The sequence below is a fragment of the Nocardia sp. NPDC004568 genome (assembly GCF_040609955.1).
Taxonomy (GTDB): domain Bacteria; phylum Actinomycetota; class Actinomycetes; order Mycobacteriales; family Mycobacteriaceae; genus Nocardia.
The window spans coordinates 1-16,289 of the sequence record NZ_JBEXLL010000001.1 but is presented as its reverse complement, the minus strand read 5'-3'; the positions used below and the strand labels follow the sequence as shown (position 1 = coordinate 16,289).

15 protein-coding genes are annotated in these 16,289 nt (G+C 68.2%); 9 read left to right on the top strand and 6 right to left on the bottom strand.

Features of this window, described 5'->3' with window-relative positions; translation table 11 throughout:
• Position 1: 1 nt before the first annotated feature.
• Together ABZV91_RS00075 and ABZV91_RS00070 are read left to right on the top strand one after the other, a co-directional pair.
• Entirely contained in the window at positions 2-1,171 is a 1,170-nt protein-coding gene (locus tag ABZV91_RS00075; RefSeq protein WP_355233601.1) for an acyl-CoA dehydrogenase family protein, read from the top strand.
• Positions 1,162-2,532, top strand: a complete 1,371-nt coding sequence (locus ABZV91_RS00070; RefSeq protein ID WP_355233283.1) for a phosphotransferase — start codon at positions 1,162-1,164, stop codon at positions 2,530-2,532. Before ABZV91_RS00075 ends, ABZV91_RS00070 begins: the two co-directional genes overlap by 10 nt.
• A gap of 282 nt (positions 2,533-2,814) precedes the next feature.
• On the opposite strand, the gene ABZV91_RS00065 is transcribed toward ABZV91_RS00070, so the two are convergent.
• The 3 genes from ABZV91_RS00065 to ABZV91_RS00055 form a co-directional block, all read right to left on the bottom strand.
• The gene (locus tag ABZV91_RS00065) at positions 2,815-4,347 is read right to left on the bottom strand and encodes a long-chain-fatty-acid--CoA ligase (protein WP_355233281.1); all 1,533 of its coding nucleotides are present in this window, start codon (positions 4,345-4,347) and stop codon (positions 2,815-2,817) included.
• A 51-nt stretch (positions 4,348-4,398) separates the two neighbouring features.
• Positions 4,399-5,304 carry a cyclase family protein gene (locus ABZV91_RS00060; protein ID WP_355233599.1) on the bottom strand — a complete coding sequence of 302 codons (906 nt, stop codon included), beginning with the start codon at positions 5,302-5,304 and terminating at the stop codon, positions 4,399-4,401.
• Positions 5,305-5,600: 296 nt separating this feature from the next.
• On the bottom strand, positions 5,601-6,251 hold the full coding sequence (locus ABZV91_RS00055; RefSeq protein WP_355233597.1) for a nitroreductase family protein: 651 nt from the start codon (positions 6,249-6,251) through the stop codon (positions 5,601-5,603).
• A gap of 201 nt (positions 6,252-6,452) precedes the next feature.
• On the opposite strand from ABZV91_RS00055, the gene ABZV91_RS00050 reads away from it, so the two are divergent.
• From ABZV91_RS00050 to ABZV91_RS00035, 4 genes are all read left to right on the top strand, one after another.
• Entirely contained in the window at positions 6,453-6,944 is a 492-nt protein-coding gene (locus ABZV91_RS00050; protein ID WP_063034379.1) for a MarR family winged helix-turn-helix transcriptional regulator, read from the top strand.
• Positions 6,937-8,826 (top strand): MFS transporter, encoded by a 1,890-nt coding sequence (locus tag ABZV91_RS00045; RefSeq protein ID WP_355233279.1) that lies wholly within the window; start codon positions 6,937-6,939, stop codon positions 8,824-8,826. Before ABZV91_RS00050 ends, ABZV91_RS00045 begins: the two co-directional genes overlap by 8 nt.
• Positions 8,802-9,524, top strand: a complete 723-nt coding sequence (locus ABZV91_RS00040) for a carboxypeptidase-like regulatory domain-containing protein (protein WP_355233277.1) — start codon at positions 8,802-8,804, stop codon at positions 9,522-9,524. The genes ABZV91_RS00045 and ABZV91_RS00040 overlap by 25 nt, the downstream gene beginning before the upstream one ends.
• A 147-nt stretch (positions 9,525-9,671) precedes the next feature.
• On the top strand, positions 9,672-9,953 hold the full coding sequence (locus ABZV91_RS00035) for a Tn3 family transposase (protein WP_355233275.1): 282 nt from the start codon (positions 9,672-9,674) through the stop codon (positions 9,951-9,953).
• Here ABZV91_RS00035 and ABZV91_RS00030 read toward each other — a convergent pair.
• Entirely contained in the window at positions 9,950-10,594 is a 645-nt protein-coding gene (locus ABZV91_RS00030; RefSeq protein ID WP_355233273.1) for a class I SAM-dependent methyltransferase, read from the bottom strand. The genes ABZV91_RS00035 and ABZV91_RS00030 overlap by 4 nt on opposite strands.
• A 620-nt stretch (positions 10,595-11,214) precedes the next feature.
• On the opposite strand from ABZV91_RS00030, the gene ABZV91_RS00025 reads away from it, so the two are divergent.
• Together ABZV91_RS00025 and ABZV91_RS00020 are read left to right on the top strand one after the other, a co-directional pair.
• The gene (locus ABZV91_RS00025; protein ID WP_355233595.1) at positions 11,215-11,691 is read left to right on the top strand and encodes a DUF6338 family protein; all 477 of its coding nucleotides are present in this window, start codon (positions 11,215-11,217) and stop codon (positions 11,689-11,691) included.
• A 613-nt stretch (positions 11,692-12,304) separates the two neighbouring features.
• The gene (locus ABZV91_RS00020) at positions 12,305-12,649 is read left to right on the top strand and encodes a hypothetical protein (RefSeq protein WP_355233271.1); all 345 of its coding nucleotides are present in this window, start codon (positions 12,305-12,307) and stop codon (positions 12,647-12,649) included.
• Between the two features lie 173 nt (positions 12,650-12,822).
• On the opposite strand, the gene ABZV91_RS00015 is transcribed toward ABZV91_RS00020, so the two are convergent.
• Complete coding sequence (locus tag ABZV91_RS00015; RefSeq protein WP_355233269.1) at positions 12,823-13,785, bottom strand: IS30 family transposase; 963 nt, start codon at positions 13,783-13,785, stop codon at positions 12,823-12,825.
• Positions 13,786-14,164: 379 nt separating this feature from the next.
• Between ABZV91_RS00015 and ABZV91_RS00010 the strand changes: the two genes are divergently transcribed.
• On the top strand, positions 14,165-14,830 hold the full coding sequence (locus ABZV91_RS00010) for a recombinase family protein (protein ID WP_355233267.1): 666 nt from the start codon (positions 14,165-14,167) through the stop codon (positions 14,828-14,830).
• 67 nt (positions 14,831-14,897) lie between these two features.
• Here ABZV91_RS00010 and ABZV91_RS00005 read toward each other — a convergent pair whose 3' ends face one another.
• Positions 14,898-15,773, bottom strand: coding sequence for a pentapeptide repeat-containing protein (locus tag ABZV91_RS00005; RefSeq protein WP_355233265.1), 876 nt, complete (start codon positions 15,771-15,773; stop codon positions 14,898-14,900).
• Between the last annotated feature and the right edge of the window lie 516 nt (positions 15,774-16,289).

Genomic DNA, 16,289 nt, shown 5'->3' with positions numbered 1-16,289 from the left:
GATGGACACCCGGCTGAGCGAACTCACCGCGCGGATGCGCGGATTCATCGACGACGAGGTCATCCCCCGGGAACCGGTTCTCGCCCGTGAGGACGACACCGCCCGGGAAGTGCTCGCGGGGTTGCGCGAACGAGCGAAGGAACTCGGTCTCTGGGCTCTCGGCCATCCCGCCGAAGTGGGCGGTGGCGGTCTGCCGTTCCTCGACTTCGTCCACCTCAACGAGATCATCGGCCGGTCCGAGTTCGGGCAGTTGGCGGTGGGCTCGGTCTCGATGCAGGACACCCTCATGCTGCATCTGCACGGCACCGAGGAGCAGCGCCGGCGCTGGATCCCCGGGCTGGTGTCCGGGGATCTCCTGCCCTCGGTCGGGCTCACCGAACCCGAGGTCGCGGGCTCGGACCCGACGCTGATCGAGACCCGCGCCGTGGTCGACGGCGACAGCTGGGTGATCAACGGGCACAAATGGTTCACCACCGGAGTGGCGCAGGCGGCCTTCTGCACCGTGTTCGCCCGCACCGAACCCGACAGCGCGCCCCGGCACGCCCGGATCAGCGCGATCATCGTGCCGGTCGAGACGCCGGGGTTCGAGATCGTGCGCTCGATTCCGACGATGGGGCACGACCCCAGTGATCACTACGAGGTCCGTCTCACCGACGTCCGCGTCCCCGTGGAAAACCTGCTGGGTGAGCGCGGCAAGGGCTTCGCGGTCGCCCAGGATCGGCTCGGTGCCGGCCGGATCTTCCACGGTATGCGCTGGCTCGGCCAGGCCCAGCGCGCCTACGAACTGATGTGCGCCCGGGCCGGCACCCGCTTCGCGCACGGGTCGCTGCTCGCGGAGAAGGGCGAGATCCACCGCTATATCGCCGAATCCGCCGCCCAGATCCACGCGGCACGGCTCATGACCCTCGACGCCGCGCGGGCGATGGATGCCGGAGAGGACTATCGCGTCCGGGTCGGACTGGTGAAGTTCTGGGGCGCCCGGATGCTGCACGATGTCATCGATCGCGCCATCCAGGTACACGGCGCGCTCGGCCTCACCGCCGACACTCCGCTGGAGCGGATGTACCGGCAGGCACGGTACGCGCGCGTCTACGACGGGCCCGACGAGGTGCACCGGATGTCCACCGCGCGGCGTCTGCTGCGCGATCCCGGGGCCGCGCCGTGGCTGTGACGACGCCGCCGGCCGCACTCGCCGAGGGGGTTCGGGCCGTCCTCGCCGCCGCCACCGGCACCGAACTCACCGGCGCCGACGTGCGCCGGCTCACCGGCGGCGCCAGCCGCGAGATCTACGCGGTGCGCGCCACCGATCGGGCGGGTCGCGAGACGACCGCCGTGCTGCGCCGGGATCCGCCCGGCCGGGGTGAGATCGATCGGATGCGCGCCGAAGTGGCGTGCCTGCGCGCCGCGGCGGCGGCCGGGGTACCGGTTCCCGAGGTACTCGCCAGTGGCGACACCGCGCCGGGTATCGACGCTCCGTACCTGGTGATGAACACCGTTCCCGGCGAGTCGATCCCGCGGAAGCTACAGCGCGATCCCGGCTTCGCCACCGTCCGGGCGCGTCTCGCCGAGGAGTTCGGTTACGTCCTCGGTCAGGTCCATCGCACACCGGTGACGTCGCTCACCGCGCTCGACGACCGCGACCCGTTGGACGCCATCGAAAAGACCTATCGCGACCTGGCCGAACCCCGGCCCGTGGTGGAGATCGGCCTGCGGTGGCTGCGGGACCACCGGCCGCCCGGCCGAGCGGCCTGTCTCGTGCACGGCGATTTCCGGCTCGGCAACCTGCTGATCGACGCCGACGGCATCCGCGGTGTACTGGACTGGGAACTCGCCCATCTCGGCAACCCCGTCGAGGACCTGGGCTGGCTCTGCGTTCGCGCCTGGCGCTTCGGCGCGGCGGCACCGGTGGGCGGGCTCGGCACGCGCGACCAGCTCCTGGACGGCTATCAGCGTGCCACCGGCGAGCGCCCGACGGCTGCCGAACTGCACTGGTGGGAAGTCTTCGGCACCCTGAAATGGCTGGTGCTGAGCCGTTTCCAGGCCGAACGCCATCTCGGGGGCGCCGAGCATTCGCTCGAACTCGCCGCCCTCGGCCGCCGGGTCTGCGAATCCGAGTACGACCTGCTCGACGTCCTCGGACTCCTGGAGGCCGGCCCCGGTGACCAGGCACGGGAGACCCCGGAGCGCACAGTGCACGACCGTCCGGAGCTCACCGAGATCCTGGACCTGGTGACGGAAACGCTGACCGGCGAAATCGGCCCGGCGCTGCCGGAGGACGCCACCGCGCAACGCTACCTGCTGCGTATCTGTGTCTCCCTGCTGCAGATCGGCGCGCGGGAACTGCGAGCCGGCGCCGAGCCCACGGACCGGGTGCACGATCTGCTGCGCGCCCTGGGCTGCCCGTCCGAAGTGGCCCTGGCCGAACGGCTGCGTTCGGGCGCTCTCGCCGGGCGGGACCGACGGGTGCGCGCCGCGGTGAACGCCGCTGTCGTGGCCAGACTTCGGATTTCGAACCCGCGCCGACTGGGCTGACGCACGCGACATGCTGCCGAACGGCGCCATCCCGGGTGCGTTCGGCAGCGCCTCGCCGGAGCGTCCCTCCCCCGACACTGCACGCCGAAGGATCCGGGCACGGTAGCTATCGTGCCCGGATCCTTCGTCGTTGTCAGCGTGCGGGGCCGCCCCCGATCACCGGCGCCACCCGGCCGGGCGGAGTCCGGCGCGCAGCAGGGCAACAGCGCCTTTCCGGGCACCGGATGAATCCCTGCAGCGGGGCCGGCCGGGCGGTCTGCCCGCCCGACCGGCCCCGTTCCCTCATCTCGCAGGCGAGAACCGCTGGCGTAGTTCTCGTTTGAGGATCTTCCCGGTCACGTTCTTCGGCAGCGCGTCCACGAACTCGACGCGCCGCGGCACCTGGAAACCGGCGAGATGTTCCCGGCAGCCGGCGATGATGTCGGCGGCGGCCACGGTCACTCCGGCCCGCGGCACCACGACCGCGCAGACCACCTCGCCCCAGGTCTCGTCGGGCACGCCGATGGCGGCGGCCTCGGCGACCGCGGAATGCCCGTACAGCGCCTGTTCGACGGTGAGCGAGGCGACGTTCTCCCCACCGCTGATGATGAGATCCTTCTTCCGGTCGACGATGTAGACGAAACCCTCGTCGTCCTGCCGCACCAGGTCCCCGGTGTGGAACCATCCGTCGGTGAACGCGGCCTCGGTCGCCTGCGGATCGTTCCAGTAACCGACCGTCACCTGATCGGCGCGGACGACCATCTCACCGATCTCCCCGACCGCGACGTCGGCGAATTCGTCGTCGACGATCCGGATATCGGCCAGCCGCATCGGTTTACCCGCCGACATCAGCAGCCCGGTCTCACCAGCGGCCGCCCGGCGATGCGCCGCGGCATCCAGATGCAGCACATTGCCGGCGAGTTCGGTCATCCCCATGCCCTGGTAGAAGTCACAGCCGAACCGCTGCAACCCCTCCCGCAGCACCGCCGCCGGAATCGCCGCCGACCCGTAACCGACCGCCTGCAGCGTGGTCAGGGCACTGGTGTCCAGCGCGGGATCCCGGAGCAGGAAGCTGATCATCGTCGGCGCCAGACCGGTCTGGGTGACCTGCCATTCGTCCACCAACCGGAGGAATGTGGCGTTGTCATAGGTCCGGAGGAATCCGACGGTGGCGCCCAGCAGATGGTTGACCAGTGTGACGTATCCGCCGACATGGCACAGCGGGAAGCAGAAGAGGAACACCGTGTCCTCGGGCAGTTCCCACTGCAACGCCGACGAGGTGACCCCGGCGAGCAGGTTGCGATGGCTGAGCATCACGCCCTTCGGGGTGCCGGTCGTCCCACTGGTGTACACCAGCCAGGCGGTATCGTCGACCGCCGGGCGGACCGGCGGCTCCACGGCCTCCGCCTCGCCCACGAATTCCGCCCACGACGTGGCCGTGTCGACGGAACCGCCGAGGGACACCACGGTGTGCACGGTGGGAATCTCCGCCCGTATCCGCGCCACCAGATCGGCGAATTCCGCGGCGACGATCAGCACCCCGGCGCCCGAGTGCCGCAGCAGCGCCGCCACCTGATCCGGATGGGACCGGAAGTTCAGGATGGTCAGCGCCATACCGGCCATCGGCACACCGTAGTAGCAGTCGAAGTACTCCGTGCAGTTGGCGGAGAGGACGGCGACCCGGTCACCCGGCGCGGCCACCCCCAACAGGGCGTTGGCCAGTTTCCGGCTGCGATCGCGCAGCTCCCGGTATCCGATCCGTTGGTCTTCGAACCGCAACGCGATACGGTCCGGATGTTTGCGTGCGCCGTATTCGACGATGTCACCGACCAGCACGGGTCCCGCTCCCTTCGCACCGCGGCGTCGCGATGGTGTTCATACCCGTCCTCATCTGATCGCCAGCGGATTGACCGGTGAGCCGATACCACGGGTGAACGGCAGGGGCGGGCCCGCGTAGAAGAAGTCGTAGCGGCCGTCGGCGGCACACGCCCGCGACAGTTCCTCGAAGTCGAGCATCTCGGCGAGTGTCAGGCCCATATCCCGGATGAGCACCATATGGAGTTCGAACGCGGAGCCCGGATTCTCGCCGGGCATCACCTCGACGGCCCAGTTGTCCGAGCCGACCACTGCCACGTCGCGCTCACGCAGCCAGGTCGCACAGTTCAGGCTCAGCCCCGGCTCCCCCGCCATGAACCCGGCGGCGTCGCGATCGGACAGGAATTTCTTGCGCCAGCCCGTCCGGATCAGCAGGATATCGCCCGCGCCGACCGTCACGCCCTGGGCCGCGGCGACCTCGTCGAGTTCCCCGGGGCCGATCGCGGTGCCGGCCTCGAGCCAGTCCACGCCGCGCGCCGTCGCGATATCGAGCAGGACGCCGCGCCCGGCAATACCGCCCGCCTGGGTGTGGATACCGCATCTACCGGCGCCCTTGACCGAGACGCCGTCCCCGGCGAAGCCGTTGTAGAGCTGGTCGTCGTAGTGCACATGGGCGAGCGAGTCGTATTGCGAGCCCGCTTGCAGCGGCATGAAGACGTAATCGTCGGCCCATTTGAATCCGCCGGGAAGCACCTGCTCCTGACCGTTCTCGGACATGAGCCGGATGGGATTGATACGCAGGCCACCGGGTTGCGGGCCGTCACCGTCCAGGGGGATCCCCAGCGGGAAGACCTCGCCGGTCCGGATCAGGCCGGCCGCGGCGGCGACCCGCTCCGGCGTGATGAGATTCGTGGTCCCCCGCTCGTCGTCGCTCCCCCAGCGACCCCAGTTGCTCACTTCTCGCCCGAGCGCGCGCATATCGGGAACTGCAGGCACCGATGCCTCCTGACTCACTGATACTGACGTGACAGTCATGTCAACTTCCGTGGCAAGTGTGATGGCTGACACGCCGCCTGTCAAGGGTCCGTCAGCGCCCGGCCGAGCACCGGACACCGCAGGTCCCGGCGGTACCACCCCGCACAGCACGACCGCCGGGAGGCTGCGTGGTCACCTCCCGGCGGTCGCCTGGTCATGCGGCATCGCGAACCCGGGGACCGGCCACCGGCCCCGGCGCGCTTACCCGGCGATACCCGGCCGGATCGCGCGCAGCCCGCCTACCAGCCCCCGATGTGCACGATCCGGTCGAGATCCGTCCGCGCGGCCGGCCTGAAATCGGTCCCCTTCGTATAGGCGACGGGGAGCAGCGCCCCTTGGGACACCGTGTCGTACGGAATCCCCAGGACTTCGGCGGCCTCGCGCTCGTAGCTCAGATGCAGCGTGGTCCACGCCGTACCGAGCCCACGGGACCGCGCGGCCAGACAGAAGCTCCACACCGCCGGGAACAGTGACGACCAGTGCGAGGCGCTCTGCGCGCCCGAGGCCCCGTCCACGCGCCCCTCGATGCACGGCACGAGCAGGGTCGGCACCTCGCCCATCCGCTCGGCCAGGTATGTCGCCGAACTCGCGATACGCTGCCGGGCCGCGTCTTCCGGGGAGCCCGCACCGGGCTGGTTCCCGGGGAAGTACTTCGACGCCGCGTACCGCTCGAAGGATTTCCGGTACAGCTCCCCCAGTGCGCGCTTGCGCTCGGTATCGGTCACCACGACCCAGTGCCAGCCCTGCCGGTTGGAGCCGCTGGGCGCCTGGACCGCCAGTTCGATACACTCTCGCACGACCTCGAGCGGGACCTCGCGCTCGAGGTCGAGACGTTTGCGCACCGCCCGGGTGGTGGACAGTAGTTCATCGGTCGTCAGGTCCAGCTCTATCGGCACATTCACCCTTTCGATCGGACCGGATACAGCACCCGGCTCGTATATTCGGTTCCACCCGAGGCTAAACGAGCCGTCCATCCGGTGAGTCGCGCCCGGACCGCCCGGAGCCGGTGTCCGATTTGCGATAGTTGATTACCGCAAGCAACTGATCTATTTTTAGTTAGCGTAGTGAACTAATCATCATTTGGAGTCACCGTGCCAGTCTCAGCGGACACCACCCAGAACCTCCTCGGTGAGATGTTCCTCATCGGCCGTGCCCTCCGGAGCACGCTGGCCCATTCCGACGCGGGCCGGCTGCTCCCCGGCGGGCTCGGTGTCCTGTCCACCCTCGAGACGGCGGGCCCCTGCCGGCAGGTGGGCCTCGCGGCCGACCTCCGCATCACCCCGTCGGCGATGAGCCGGCACATCACCGAACTGGCCGCCGCCGGATACATCAGCCGCGAGGCCGATCCCAGCGACGGCCGCGCCAGCCTGGTCCGGCTGACCCCGGACGGCCAGGATCTGCTGCACCGCGTCCGGGCGTTGCACACCCGGCATCTCCAGGAAACCCTCGGCGATTGGACCGAGGACGACGTGGAACAGGCCTATCAGGTGATGCGCCGCCTCCGGAATTCCCTCAACTCCCGGGACCGCTGTGGCACGGCGGACGAGAACCCGCAGGTTTCGAAAGAGAGAGCCGATGTCTGATACCGAGGCGCCAGCCTCTCGCGATCCACTCGCCATGAGCCATCGCGAAATCCTCGAAGCGATGACCGGTCTGCTGGCGGCGCTGTTCACCGCGCTGCTCAGCACGACCATCGTCGCCAACGCGCTGCCGACCATCATCGGCGATCTGCAGGCTTCGCAGACCGCCTATGCCTGGGTCATCACCACAGCTCTGCTCACCAACGCGGCCTCGACGCCGATCTGGGGCAAGCTGGCCGATCTGTTCAACAAGAAGACGCTGGTGCAGCTGGGCATCATCATCTTCGTGGTCGGCTCGGTGATCGCCGGTTTCGCCCACAATGTCGGATTGCTCCTGGCCGCTCGCGCCCTGCAGGGCGTCGGCATGGGCGGGCTGACCGCGCTGGTCGTCGCGATCATCGGCAGTATCATTCCGCCGCGCGAACGCGGGCGGTACTCCGGCTACATGGGCGCGGTCATGGCGGTCTCCATGACCGGCGGACCGATCCTGGGCGGCGTCATCGTGGACAGCCCGCTCGGCTGGCGCTGGTGCTTCTTCATCTGCATCCCGCTCGCCGTGATCGCACTGCTGCTCCTGCAGCGCACACTGCGGCTGCCGACGAAACGCAAAGAGGGCGTCAGCATCGATTGGCTCGGCGCCACCCTGCTCACCGCCGGCGTTTCGGTCCTGCTGATCTGGGTCTCGTTCGCCGGTAAGGCCGGGTACTACGAGTGGTGGTCCACCGAGTCGGCGCTCTACGTGGGCGGCGGTGTGCTGCTGCTGGCCTTGACGGTGCTGGTCGAAGCGCGGGTGAAGGATCCGGTCATCCCGCTGAAGATCGTCACCGAACGCACCACCGCGCTGGCCATCCTCGCCTCCGTCGCCGTGGGTGTCGGCATGTTCGGCGCCACCACCTTCCTCGGGCAGTACCTGCAGACCGCCCGGGGCTACTCCCCCACCGCCGCGGGTCTGCTGTCCTCGCCGATGGTGGCCGGTATGCTCGTCGCCTCGGTGGTCTCCGGTCAGCTCATCACCCGGTTCGGCAAGTGGAAACCCTTCGTCGTCGGCGGCGCGGCCCTGCTGGTGATCGGGTTCGCCCTGCTGTCCAGCGTCGACCACGCCACGAACATCTGGCTGATCGGCGGCTTCATCACCGTGACCGGCGCGGGCGTCGGCATGATGATGCAGAACCTGGTGCTGGCGGTCCAGAACACCGTGAGCGTGCAGAACATCGGCGCCGCGTCCAGCAGTGTCGCGTTCTTCCGCACCTTCGGCGGCGCCATCGGCGTCTCGGTCCTGGGTTCGGTGCTCGCGACCCGGGTGAGCGAACTGTCCACCGCGCGTTTCGCCGAACTGGGCATCCACACCACGTCGTCGGGCAGCGGCAATCTCGACCTGAAGGCGCTCCCCGCCCCCATCGCTGAGATCGTGCGCTTCTCCTACGGTGACGCCACCGGCCGGATCTTCCTGATCGCCGCGGTGACCTGCGTGGTCGCCCTCATCGCCGCGGCGCTGCTGCCGAACCGCCCGCTACGGCGCACGATCGATATCGAGCCGACCGCCGATCCCGCCGCCACCGATATGGGGACCGAGGACCGGGTGCCCGACGATCTGGCCGACCTCGACCGCACTCCCGCGGCGGCCGACCCCGTGGGCCGGCACCACGCCCCGGCGGCCGAGGAGGCCGGCGACCCGCGCACCGAACCGGCACCCGTACCGGTCGGCGCGTTGACCGCGCAGGCGCCGGCCGAGCAGAACGGGCACGGCGTGTACGGCCCGGCCGCGACCGCACAGGCGTCGCTGCCGACCACCGGTACTCCGGGACCGGCGACGAGAGCGGCTCCTTCCACGGGCACATCACCCGCGAGGACGGACGCCCGGTGCCCGGTGCGGCGCTCACTCTGATCGACCAGCGCGGGCACCAGGTCGCGCGGGCGAGCGGGTCCGGCGACGGCGGCTACACCGTCAACGCTCCCGGGCCGGGTAGTTATGTACTGATCGTCTCGGCGCCCGGACACCGGCCGACCGCGGTCAATGTCGCACACGCCACGCACCCGCAGCGCATGGACCTGACCCTGTCCGGACTCGGCGAGTTGTCGGGCACGGTCCGTTCGACGCGTGGCGATACGCCGCTGGCCGGCGCGACGGTCACGGTCACCGACCAGTACGGCGAGGTCGTCGCGTCGGCCGCGTCGGGCGAAGACGGTGCCTACCTGTGCCACGGCGTGGTTCCCGGCACCTACACCCTGGTGGCGGTCGCCGAGCACATGCGGCCGTGCGCGACCGCGCTCACCGTGCCCGACAGCGGCCGGCTGCGCCACGATATCGAGCTCGCACCGATGGCTGTGCTGACCGGTTCGGCCCGGGCCGACGGCGGGCGTCCGGTCACCGATATCCAGATCACCGTCCTCGACGCCACCGGCGATGTGGCCGCCACCGCGCGCACCGACGAGCAGGGCCGCTACACCGTGCCGGATCTCCCCGAGGGGCGGTACACGGTCGTGGCCCGCGGCTATCCGCCCGTCACCGGGCAGGTCAGCATCAGCGGCGAAGAGGTCGGCTACGACGTCGAACTCGGGTACGGGGCCGACGAACAGATGTAGTTCCGCTGGAGCGCCGAAGGGCCTGTCGCACTCCGTGCGGCAGGCCCTTCGGCCACGGCGGCCTCTCGATCGTCGCCATATTCGCCGGGGTTCCGGTAGCAACCGCCGAAAAACCAACGGATATGGCGTAGCCGCAGCTGGCCGCCGGTGAGGCCCGGTTCGGCCTGCGGCGGTGGCGGACTACTGGTTGGCTTGGCTCCCAGCGCTCTTGGTTGGTGTGGGAGGTCGGTTTCGTGGCGCGGGCGCCGGAAGTTCTTCGAGGAGGCCCCGACCGGGTTCGTGCAGGCGAAGCGGCGCGGCTATCTCGCCTCCCTGTCAGCGTCGGGTCGCCAGCACACCCTGGCCGCGGCCCTGAAGGAGTACGGGGCGCTGCGGCGCACCATCTACGCCGCGAAGTACCTGGCCGAGCCCGACATATGCAGAAGTTAGGACTTACTGCGTGCGAAAAGAATCGCTTGCTGAGCTTTCGCATCCGGGTCGAGCAACATTTGGGCCTCGACCACGAATCCGGCATCGTGCAGCCAGGATGCCACCCGGTCCGGCTGACGGCGGTGGACATGGACCTTCATCGGGTGACCGCCGTAGCCCTCCGTCTTCAACAGCGACTCGTCGCCGACGTGAAACAGCAGTTGCAACGGTCCGCCGGGACGCAATGCTCGGTGGAAGCGCCCGAATACAGTCGGCACCTCGTCGTCGGGGATGTGGATCAACGATTGCCAGGCGAGCAGGCCGGCCACCGAAGCGACGGGCAGGTTCAGTTCCGTCATCGAGCCCACCTCGAACCGCAGGCCGGGGTGGTCGCGCCGGGCCACGTCGATCATCGCCGGGGAGAGGTCGATACCGAAGGCGTCGACACCGAGCTCATGCAGGTGGGCGGTGACTTCACCGGGGCCGCAGCCGACGTCCGCGACCGGTCCGCCGCCAGCGGTCCGCACGCTGTCGGCGAACAACGCCAGAGCCGCGCGAAGGTACTGGTGTCCGGCGAGGGCGCCGCGCACTTGGTTGGCATAGCTGACCGCGACCGTGTCATAAGAGGTTCGGGTGTCGGCCAACCAGTCATCCGTGGTCATGACCGGCACGATATTCCATGATCGCGCCGCACTCGGCGCTACGTGCCTCCACCCGGCCGGGTGGAGCCACCGGTAGGCAGGACGGCATCGCTCATGGCGCGGGCCCCGAGAGACCTCGGCCGACTCTGTCATCCGGTGGCGTGGGCATCGGTGACTGCGGCGAACGGCGGTACGCGTCTGGCTGTGACCGCGCATCGATAGCGGTGATACCCCGGATAGTGGTCTGTTATCCGGGGTATCGTGAGACTCGACCTGCGGCGGACCCGCTCCACCGGGTACACGAACCGGCCCCGTTATCCGGGGCAAGGACTGACGAGGGGATCCGAGGGCCGCGAAGGTGGTCCGGCTGCGCACCGCCCCGCCGGCGCGCAGCCTGCGCACCGCCGCCGAAGCGTTCCTCGACACCATCGGCTCGGCGAACACCCGCCGCGCCTACGGCATCGCCATCGTCAGACCGTCGACCAGCTCGACGGCCGCCCGGACGGACTCACCGCCGCCAGCCGCGCCCTGGACTCGGTCACCGACACCCCAGGCCGAGAACCTGCGCCGCTACTTCAAACCCTCGCCGCAGGCGATCCGTGAGCTGACCTCGATCCTGGGCCCGGAGCCGAACGCCGACGCTGACCAGCAGCTACGCCATATCCGTTGGTTTCTCGGCGGTTACTACCGGAACCCCGAGTGCCGCGTTCGGTTGCGTCTACGCTGTCCTGCTCGGCCCATGGCTGCTCCGGTTCGGGGCGCAGGACTCACAGGGAGCGCTCGGGTACATGCGGCACCCGCAGCTTGCGGCTGCGACAGTGGCGGTGCTGGCCTTCGTGATCCCCGCCGGCGCTGCGGTGCTGTCGTTTGTTCGGCTGCACTGGGGTTGGCCCTTGGCTACTTGGGTCGCCGAACCCGATGCCAAGCCCAGCGCGTGGGATGTCAGCGCACCGTACTTCGCCGATTGCTTCGTTCGGATCCACACGGCAGACAACAGGTGGGTCGGCGGGTACCTGCCCGACGGTACGGCCTTCGTGTCCACGCATCCTGAGCCGAGGGACATATTCATTCCGGAGCCATGGCAGATGGGAGCGAGGGCGAGTTTCTCGATCCGGTAGAGGGAGCGCTCGGAATGTACGTTCCGCTGACCGGTGGCGAGCGTGTCCAGTGGATCCGGGAGCCATCGGCCCCTGCGCCGCGGCCGGCACAACAACAGCGCGAGTAACCCCAGACGGCGGGGGCGGCTACTTGGGCTTGCCCTCACCGGCGTTGCCGCCCGGTCGGTTCCGGTCCTTCGGGTCGGAGGCCGGGTGCGCGGTTGGTCGGGCCCCGTGTACACCATCCGGGCCGGAGACCTTGCGTGGTATCGCCCCTCTCTCCTCGATCTTCGCCTTCTGTGGTTGCTGTTTCTCTGCCATGTACTCCTCCTCGGCCGGTGGGTCGCCTGTTCCAGTGTCCCAGCCCCCGGGCCGGCTACCGGGAGGACCGTCCTCGATGGGTTCCATAAACGATCGTTGTCGCGAACCTTCGGTGCTGACGGAAACGCCCAGTTGGATGGGTTGCCCAACCCGATCTCGAGAGCATCGTCCGAATGCGGATCGGTCGACGGCGCGTGAAACAGCACGCGTTCGCTGCGCTGGGTTGATAGCATCACCGCACCCGTTCGAGTACCAGTTTTCGGGAGCTCTCGTGTACCCACCACGTCCACCCAGCACGGTGCGTGGGGCGGCGGTGATCATGTTCGCCGCGACGGTCGGCTGCGTGGTCTGCGCGGTCCTTCTCCTATTCGGTGACACCGAAGACGATGACATACCCCGCGGGTTGGCGCAGGTTTTCGGCGTCGTCGCCATCGCCCTGGCGGTCATCTGCGCAGCGATCGCAGTCCTTGTCTGGTCCGGACGAGAGGAGGGTCGAAATGCCGCGACCGGTGCGGCGGCGCTCATCTGCGCGAACGGTGTCGTTGCGATGCTGGATTCGGAGCCGGGATCGATCGGGGTGGGCGTTGCGGCACTGATACTCGCCGCCGCCATCGCCGGCCCGCTCTGGACCCCCTCGGCGCGGGCGTATTACTCCTAGCAGAACGACAGTCCGTCCAGCCGTCCTCACGAGTTTCGGACGGATAGGGTCCCCGTTGCCCGGGCACAGAAGTACAAAACCGTCGTGTACAGACCACCTGGCCGCGTGAGATCGGCGCAAGGCGGCGTTCATCAATCGGTGGCGGTCTCAAAGGGTCAGTGCATCACCGCTGTTCAGGTGTTCAGCGTAGACCTCGGCAGGGCCTTGCGGTATCCGTGGATCCTGCGGGGTCGATGGTTGAGTTCGCAGGCGATGGCATCGAGATCGGTCTGGTCGAATCGGCGCGGTTCAGCGCTCTTCGGTAGGTATTGGCGCAGCAGTCGGTTGGTGTTCTCGTTGGTGCCGCGCTGCCAGGGGCTGCGGGGTTTGCAGAGGTAGATCGGTGTCTGCGTCGCGGCGGTGATCGCTCGGTGGCCGGCGATCTCACGGCCACGGTCCCAGGTCAGGGTCCGCCGCATCGGTGCGGGCAACCCGAGTAGGACCCGGGTCAGGTGCGGTGTGACCTGCTCGGCTTTGATGCCGTCGGGCAGCGCCACCAGAACGGTGAAACGGCTGGTTCGCTCCACCAGCGTGGCGATCGCCGAGGGGCGCGAGCCCATCACCAGATCACCTTCCCAATGACCGGCGACCTGGCGGGTTTCGACCCCGGCCGGCCGCTCGCTGATGGGCACGAGTTCCCGGATCACGCCTCGCCCGTCGGGTTTGCGGGCCCGTTTCGGGTGTCGCATCGGGCGTCCGGTGCGTAACCGCTGGGTCAGGGTGCGGTCGATCGCCTTGCGCCGCGGGTCGAACAGTGCCAGGTAGATCGCTTCGTGCGAGATCCGCATCTTCGAGTCCTCGGGGAAGTGCCGGCGCAGCCACCCGGCGATCTGCTCGGGCGACCACAGAGATTCGAGCTTGTCCTCCACCAGCACTCGCAAGTCTGGATGGGCCGCGAGCTTGGCTGCTTTCGGCCGCCGCGCACGCTGATAGGCCAGCTGGTCAGCGGCCGCGGCCCGGTAAGCGTTTCGGCCGCCGTTGCGGGCGATCTCACGTGAGATCGTCGACGGTGAGCGCCCCAGCGACACCGCGATCATGCGTGCTGAGCAGCCCATAGCCAGACCCCGTGAGATCTCCTCGCGCTCGGCGAGTGTCAAATGCCGGCTCTGCCGAACTCGGGGCCGCTTTCGGACTCCTCCGGTCTGGGCCAGGAACCGTCGCACGTGCTGAAGCGGCATCCCGAGGGACCGCGACATCGAACTGAGCGACTCACCTGCCCGCCACCGTCTCCACAACTCGTCCTGACCAGCAGGTGACAACCCGTATCCCGCACCCAACCCTCCACGCCGACATCATCATCCACGCGGTGATGCAATGACCGATTGAGCCCAAGGTCGTTTTCTTGAACACCCGGGCCGAAACGGGCTCCAGCGCGGGAACGCCCAGGTCGACCGAAATCGGCGACTGTTCAACAAACGTGTCGTAAAGTTCAGCTGTTCAATAACGGAGCAGCACCCTTTTGTGTACGGTTGCGGGGTGACGGACACCAATGCGCTCGAACCGCTTTCCCTCGACGGCAATGCCCTGGACCCGATCGGCGGGGGAGGAGCGCTGATCGGGTACGCCCGCGTTTCGACCCGCGACCAGAATTTGGATCGGCAGACCCGCGCCTTGAAGGCGGCGGGGTGCAAGAAGGTGTTCGCCGACAAGAAGTCCGGTAAGGACGTCGAGCGCGAACAGCTGTCGGCATGCCTGGACTACATGCGCGCCGGCGACACCCTCGTGGTGGCCTCCTTGGATCGGCTCGGCCGCAGCCTGCAGGACCTGATCTCGATCGTGGCCGATCTGCGGCGCCGCGGGATCGGGTTCCGGTCCCTGCATGAAGCACTCGACACCACCACCCCCGGTGGGCGGCTGGTGTTCCATGTCTTCGCTGCCTTGGCCGAATTCATTCGCGAGCTGATCGTCGACGGGACCCACGAAGGCCTCGCCGCGGCCCGGGCCCGCGGGAAGCGCCTCGGCCGACCACCGGCCATGAGCGAGGAACAGGTCCGCCAGGCCCGCGCGCTGCTCACCCGGCCCGATGAGTCGGTGTCCTCGATCGCGCGATTGCTCGGGGTCTCGCGGACCACGCTGTACAAGTACCTACCCGAACTCGTCATCCGCGGCCGGTCGGTACTCGAAGAGATTTCCCAGAGATAGATCGCCGCCTGTCCGCTGACGCTGACGCTGACCACCGTGCCGGACACAAACTTCCAGTCGCCAACCTTCAGAAATACGCAGAAGGCGGTGGGGCAAACCCCTCCGGCCATACAGTGCTGTCGTCGTACGCGATTTCGGTGAGGTTCGCGCCGATCAGACTCGCCCCGGTGAGGTTCGCGCCAAACAGTCTTGCCCCGGTGAGGTTCGCGCTACCCAAACTTGCCCCGGTGAGGTTCGCGCCACCCAAACTTGCCTGGGTGAGGTTCGCGCCACCCAAACTTGCCCCGGTGAGGTTCGCGCCGATCAGAACTGCCTCGGCGAGGTTCGCGTCGTACAGTCTTGCCCCGGCGAGGTTCGCATCGCCCAGACCTGCCTTGGTGAGGTCTGCGCCGACCAGCTCTGCCCCGGTGAGGTTCGCATCGCCCATCCATGCCCCGGCGAGGTTCGCATGGAACAGACTTGCCTCGGTGAGGTTCGCATTGCCCATCCATGCCCTGACGAGGTTCGCATAGCGCAGATTTGCCCCAGTGAGGTCCGCGGCCTCCATCCTCGCCCAGGCGAGGCAGGACGCATGAAGATCGACGCTTGGGGCGGGCGGCGATAGTGCGCTGTACTGCACAATGACGGCCAGGGCGGCATTGATGTCGGCGGGCAATTCCCGGTTGTGAGGTCCGCAAGTACCGGAGGGGGCTTCGGTACGTACGAATGCTTCGAGGAGTCGACGGAGGGGGGACCGGTCGGGTTCGGAGTCCTGAGCGAGGCGTTCGAGCAGGTAGATACCACTGAGGCGGACACTCGTCTTGTCCGAGTCCAGTTGTTCTGCAGCTGATTTGATCTGTTCGGACTGCGCGGTCCGGCGTGTCAGACCGAGTTGTTCGTTGGTTGCAATCAGCGTGCTGTTGGTAAAGTAGAGCGCTCCTACCGCGGCGAGCGCGGCGATCAAGGTGCCAGCGGCGGTCGCTATCGCGGCTACCTTCGCCCACGTCGCGCCTGCCGGATCCCGCGGTCGATCCACTTCCGGTTGCGGTGTCGAAGCAGGTGGGGAGCTTGCGGGTTCTACGTCCGGCGGTGATCCGGACGATGCAGGCGGCGATCCCTCCGGGGCCGGAGTTTCCTCCCTGCCCCTTCTCTCGTCCGGTTCCGGGTGTGGTGCCTCGCTCGGATCTTCGATCGCGTGCTGCTCGTCACCCACCGTCACACCACATATTCTGCGCCAACCACGCAGAGCCGCAACCGATCATGCTGCCGTCAACCCTGCGCCCAGACCATCGACGCGAACGCTATCGGCGGTTACTACCGGAACCCCTTACTGCCCTGAAAGTGATGCCGGCGGTTCCAGCTCCGCCGACTGAGGTTCACGGCTTAAAGATCAGTTCAGAATGAGCTTCCGGAGGCATATGACCGAGCAGGCCAGGCTCAGTAGTGCTTGGTGGATGTCGGCGCGCCGTTCGTAGCGGGT

Coding starts and splice junctions, on each gene's coding strand:
- ABZV91_RS00060 (WP_355233599.1), bottom strand. CDS start 5,304: ATGCGCGCGCTCGGGCGAGAAGTGAGCAACTGGGGTCGCTGGGGGAGC.
- ABZV91_RS00030 (WP_355233273.1), bottom strand. CDS start 10,594: ATGACCACGGATGACTGGTTGGCCGACACCCGAACCTCTTATGACACG.
- ABZV91_RS00045 (WP_355233279.1), top strand. CDS start 6,937: ATGTCTGATACCGAGGCGCCAGCCTCTCGCGATCCACTCGCCATGAGC.
- ABZV91_RS00075 (WP_355233601.1), top strand. CDS start 2: ATGGACACCCGGCTGAGCGAACTCACCGCGCGGATGCGCGGATTCATC.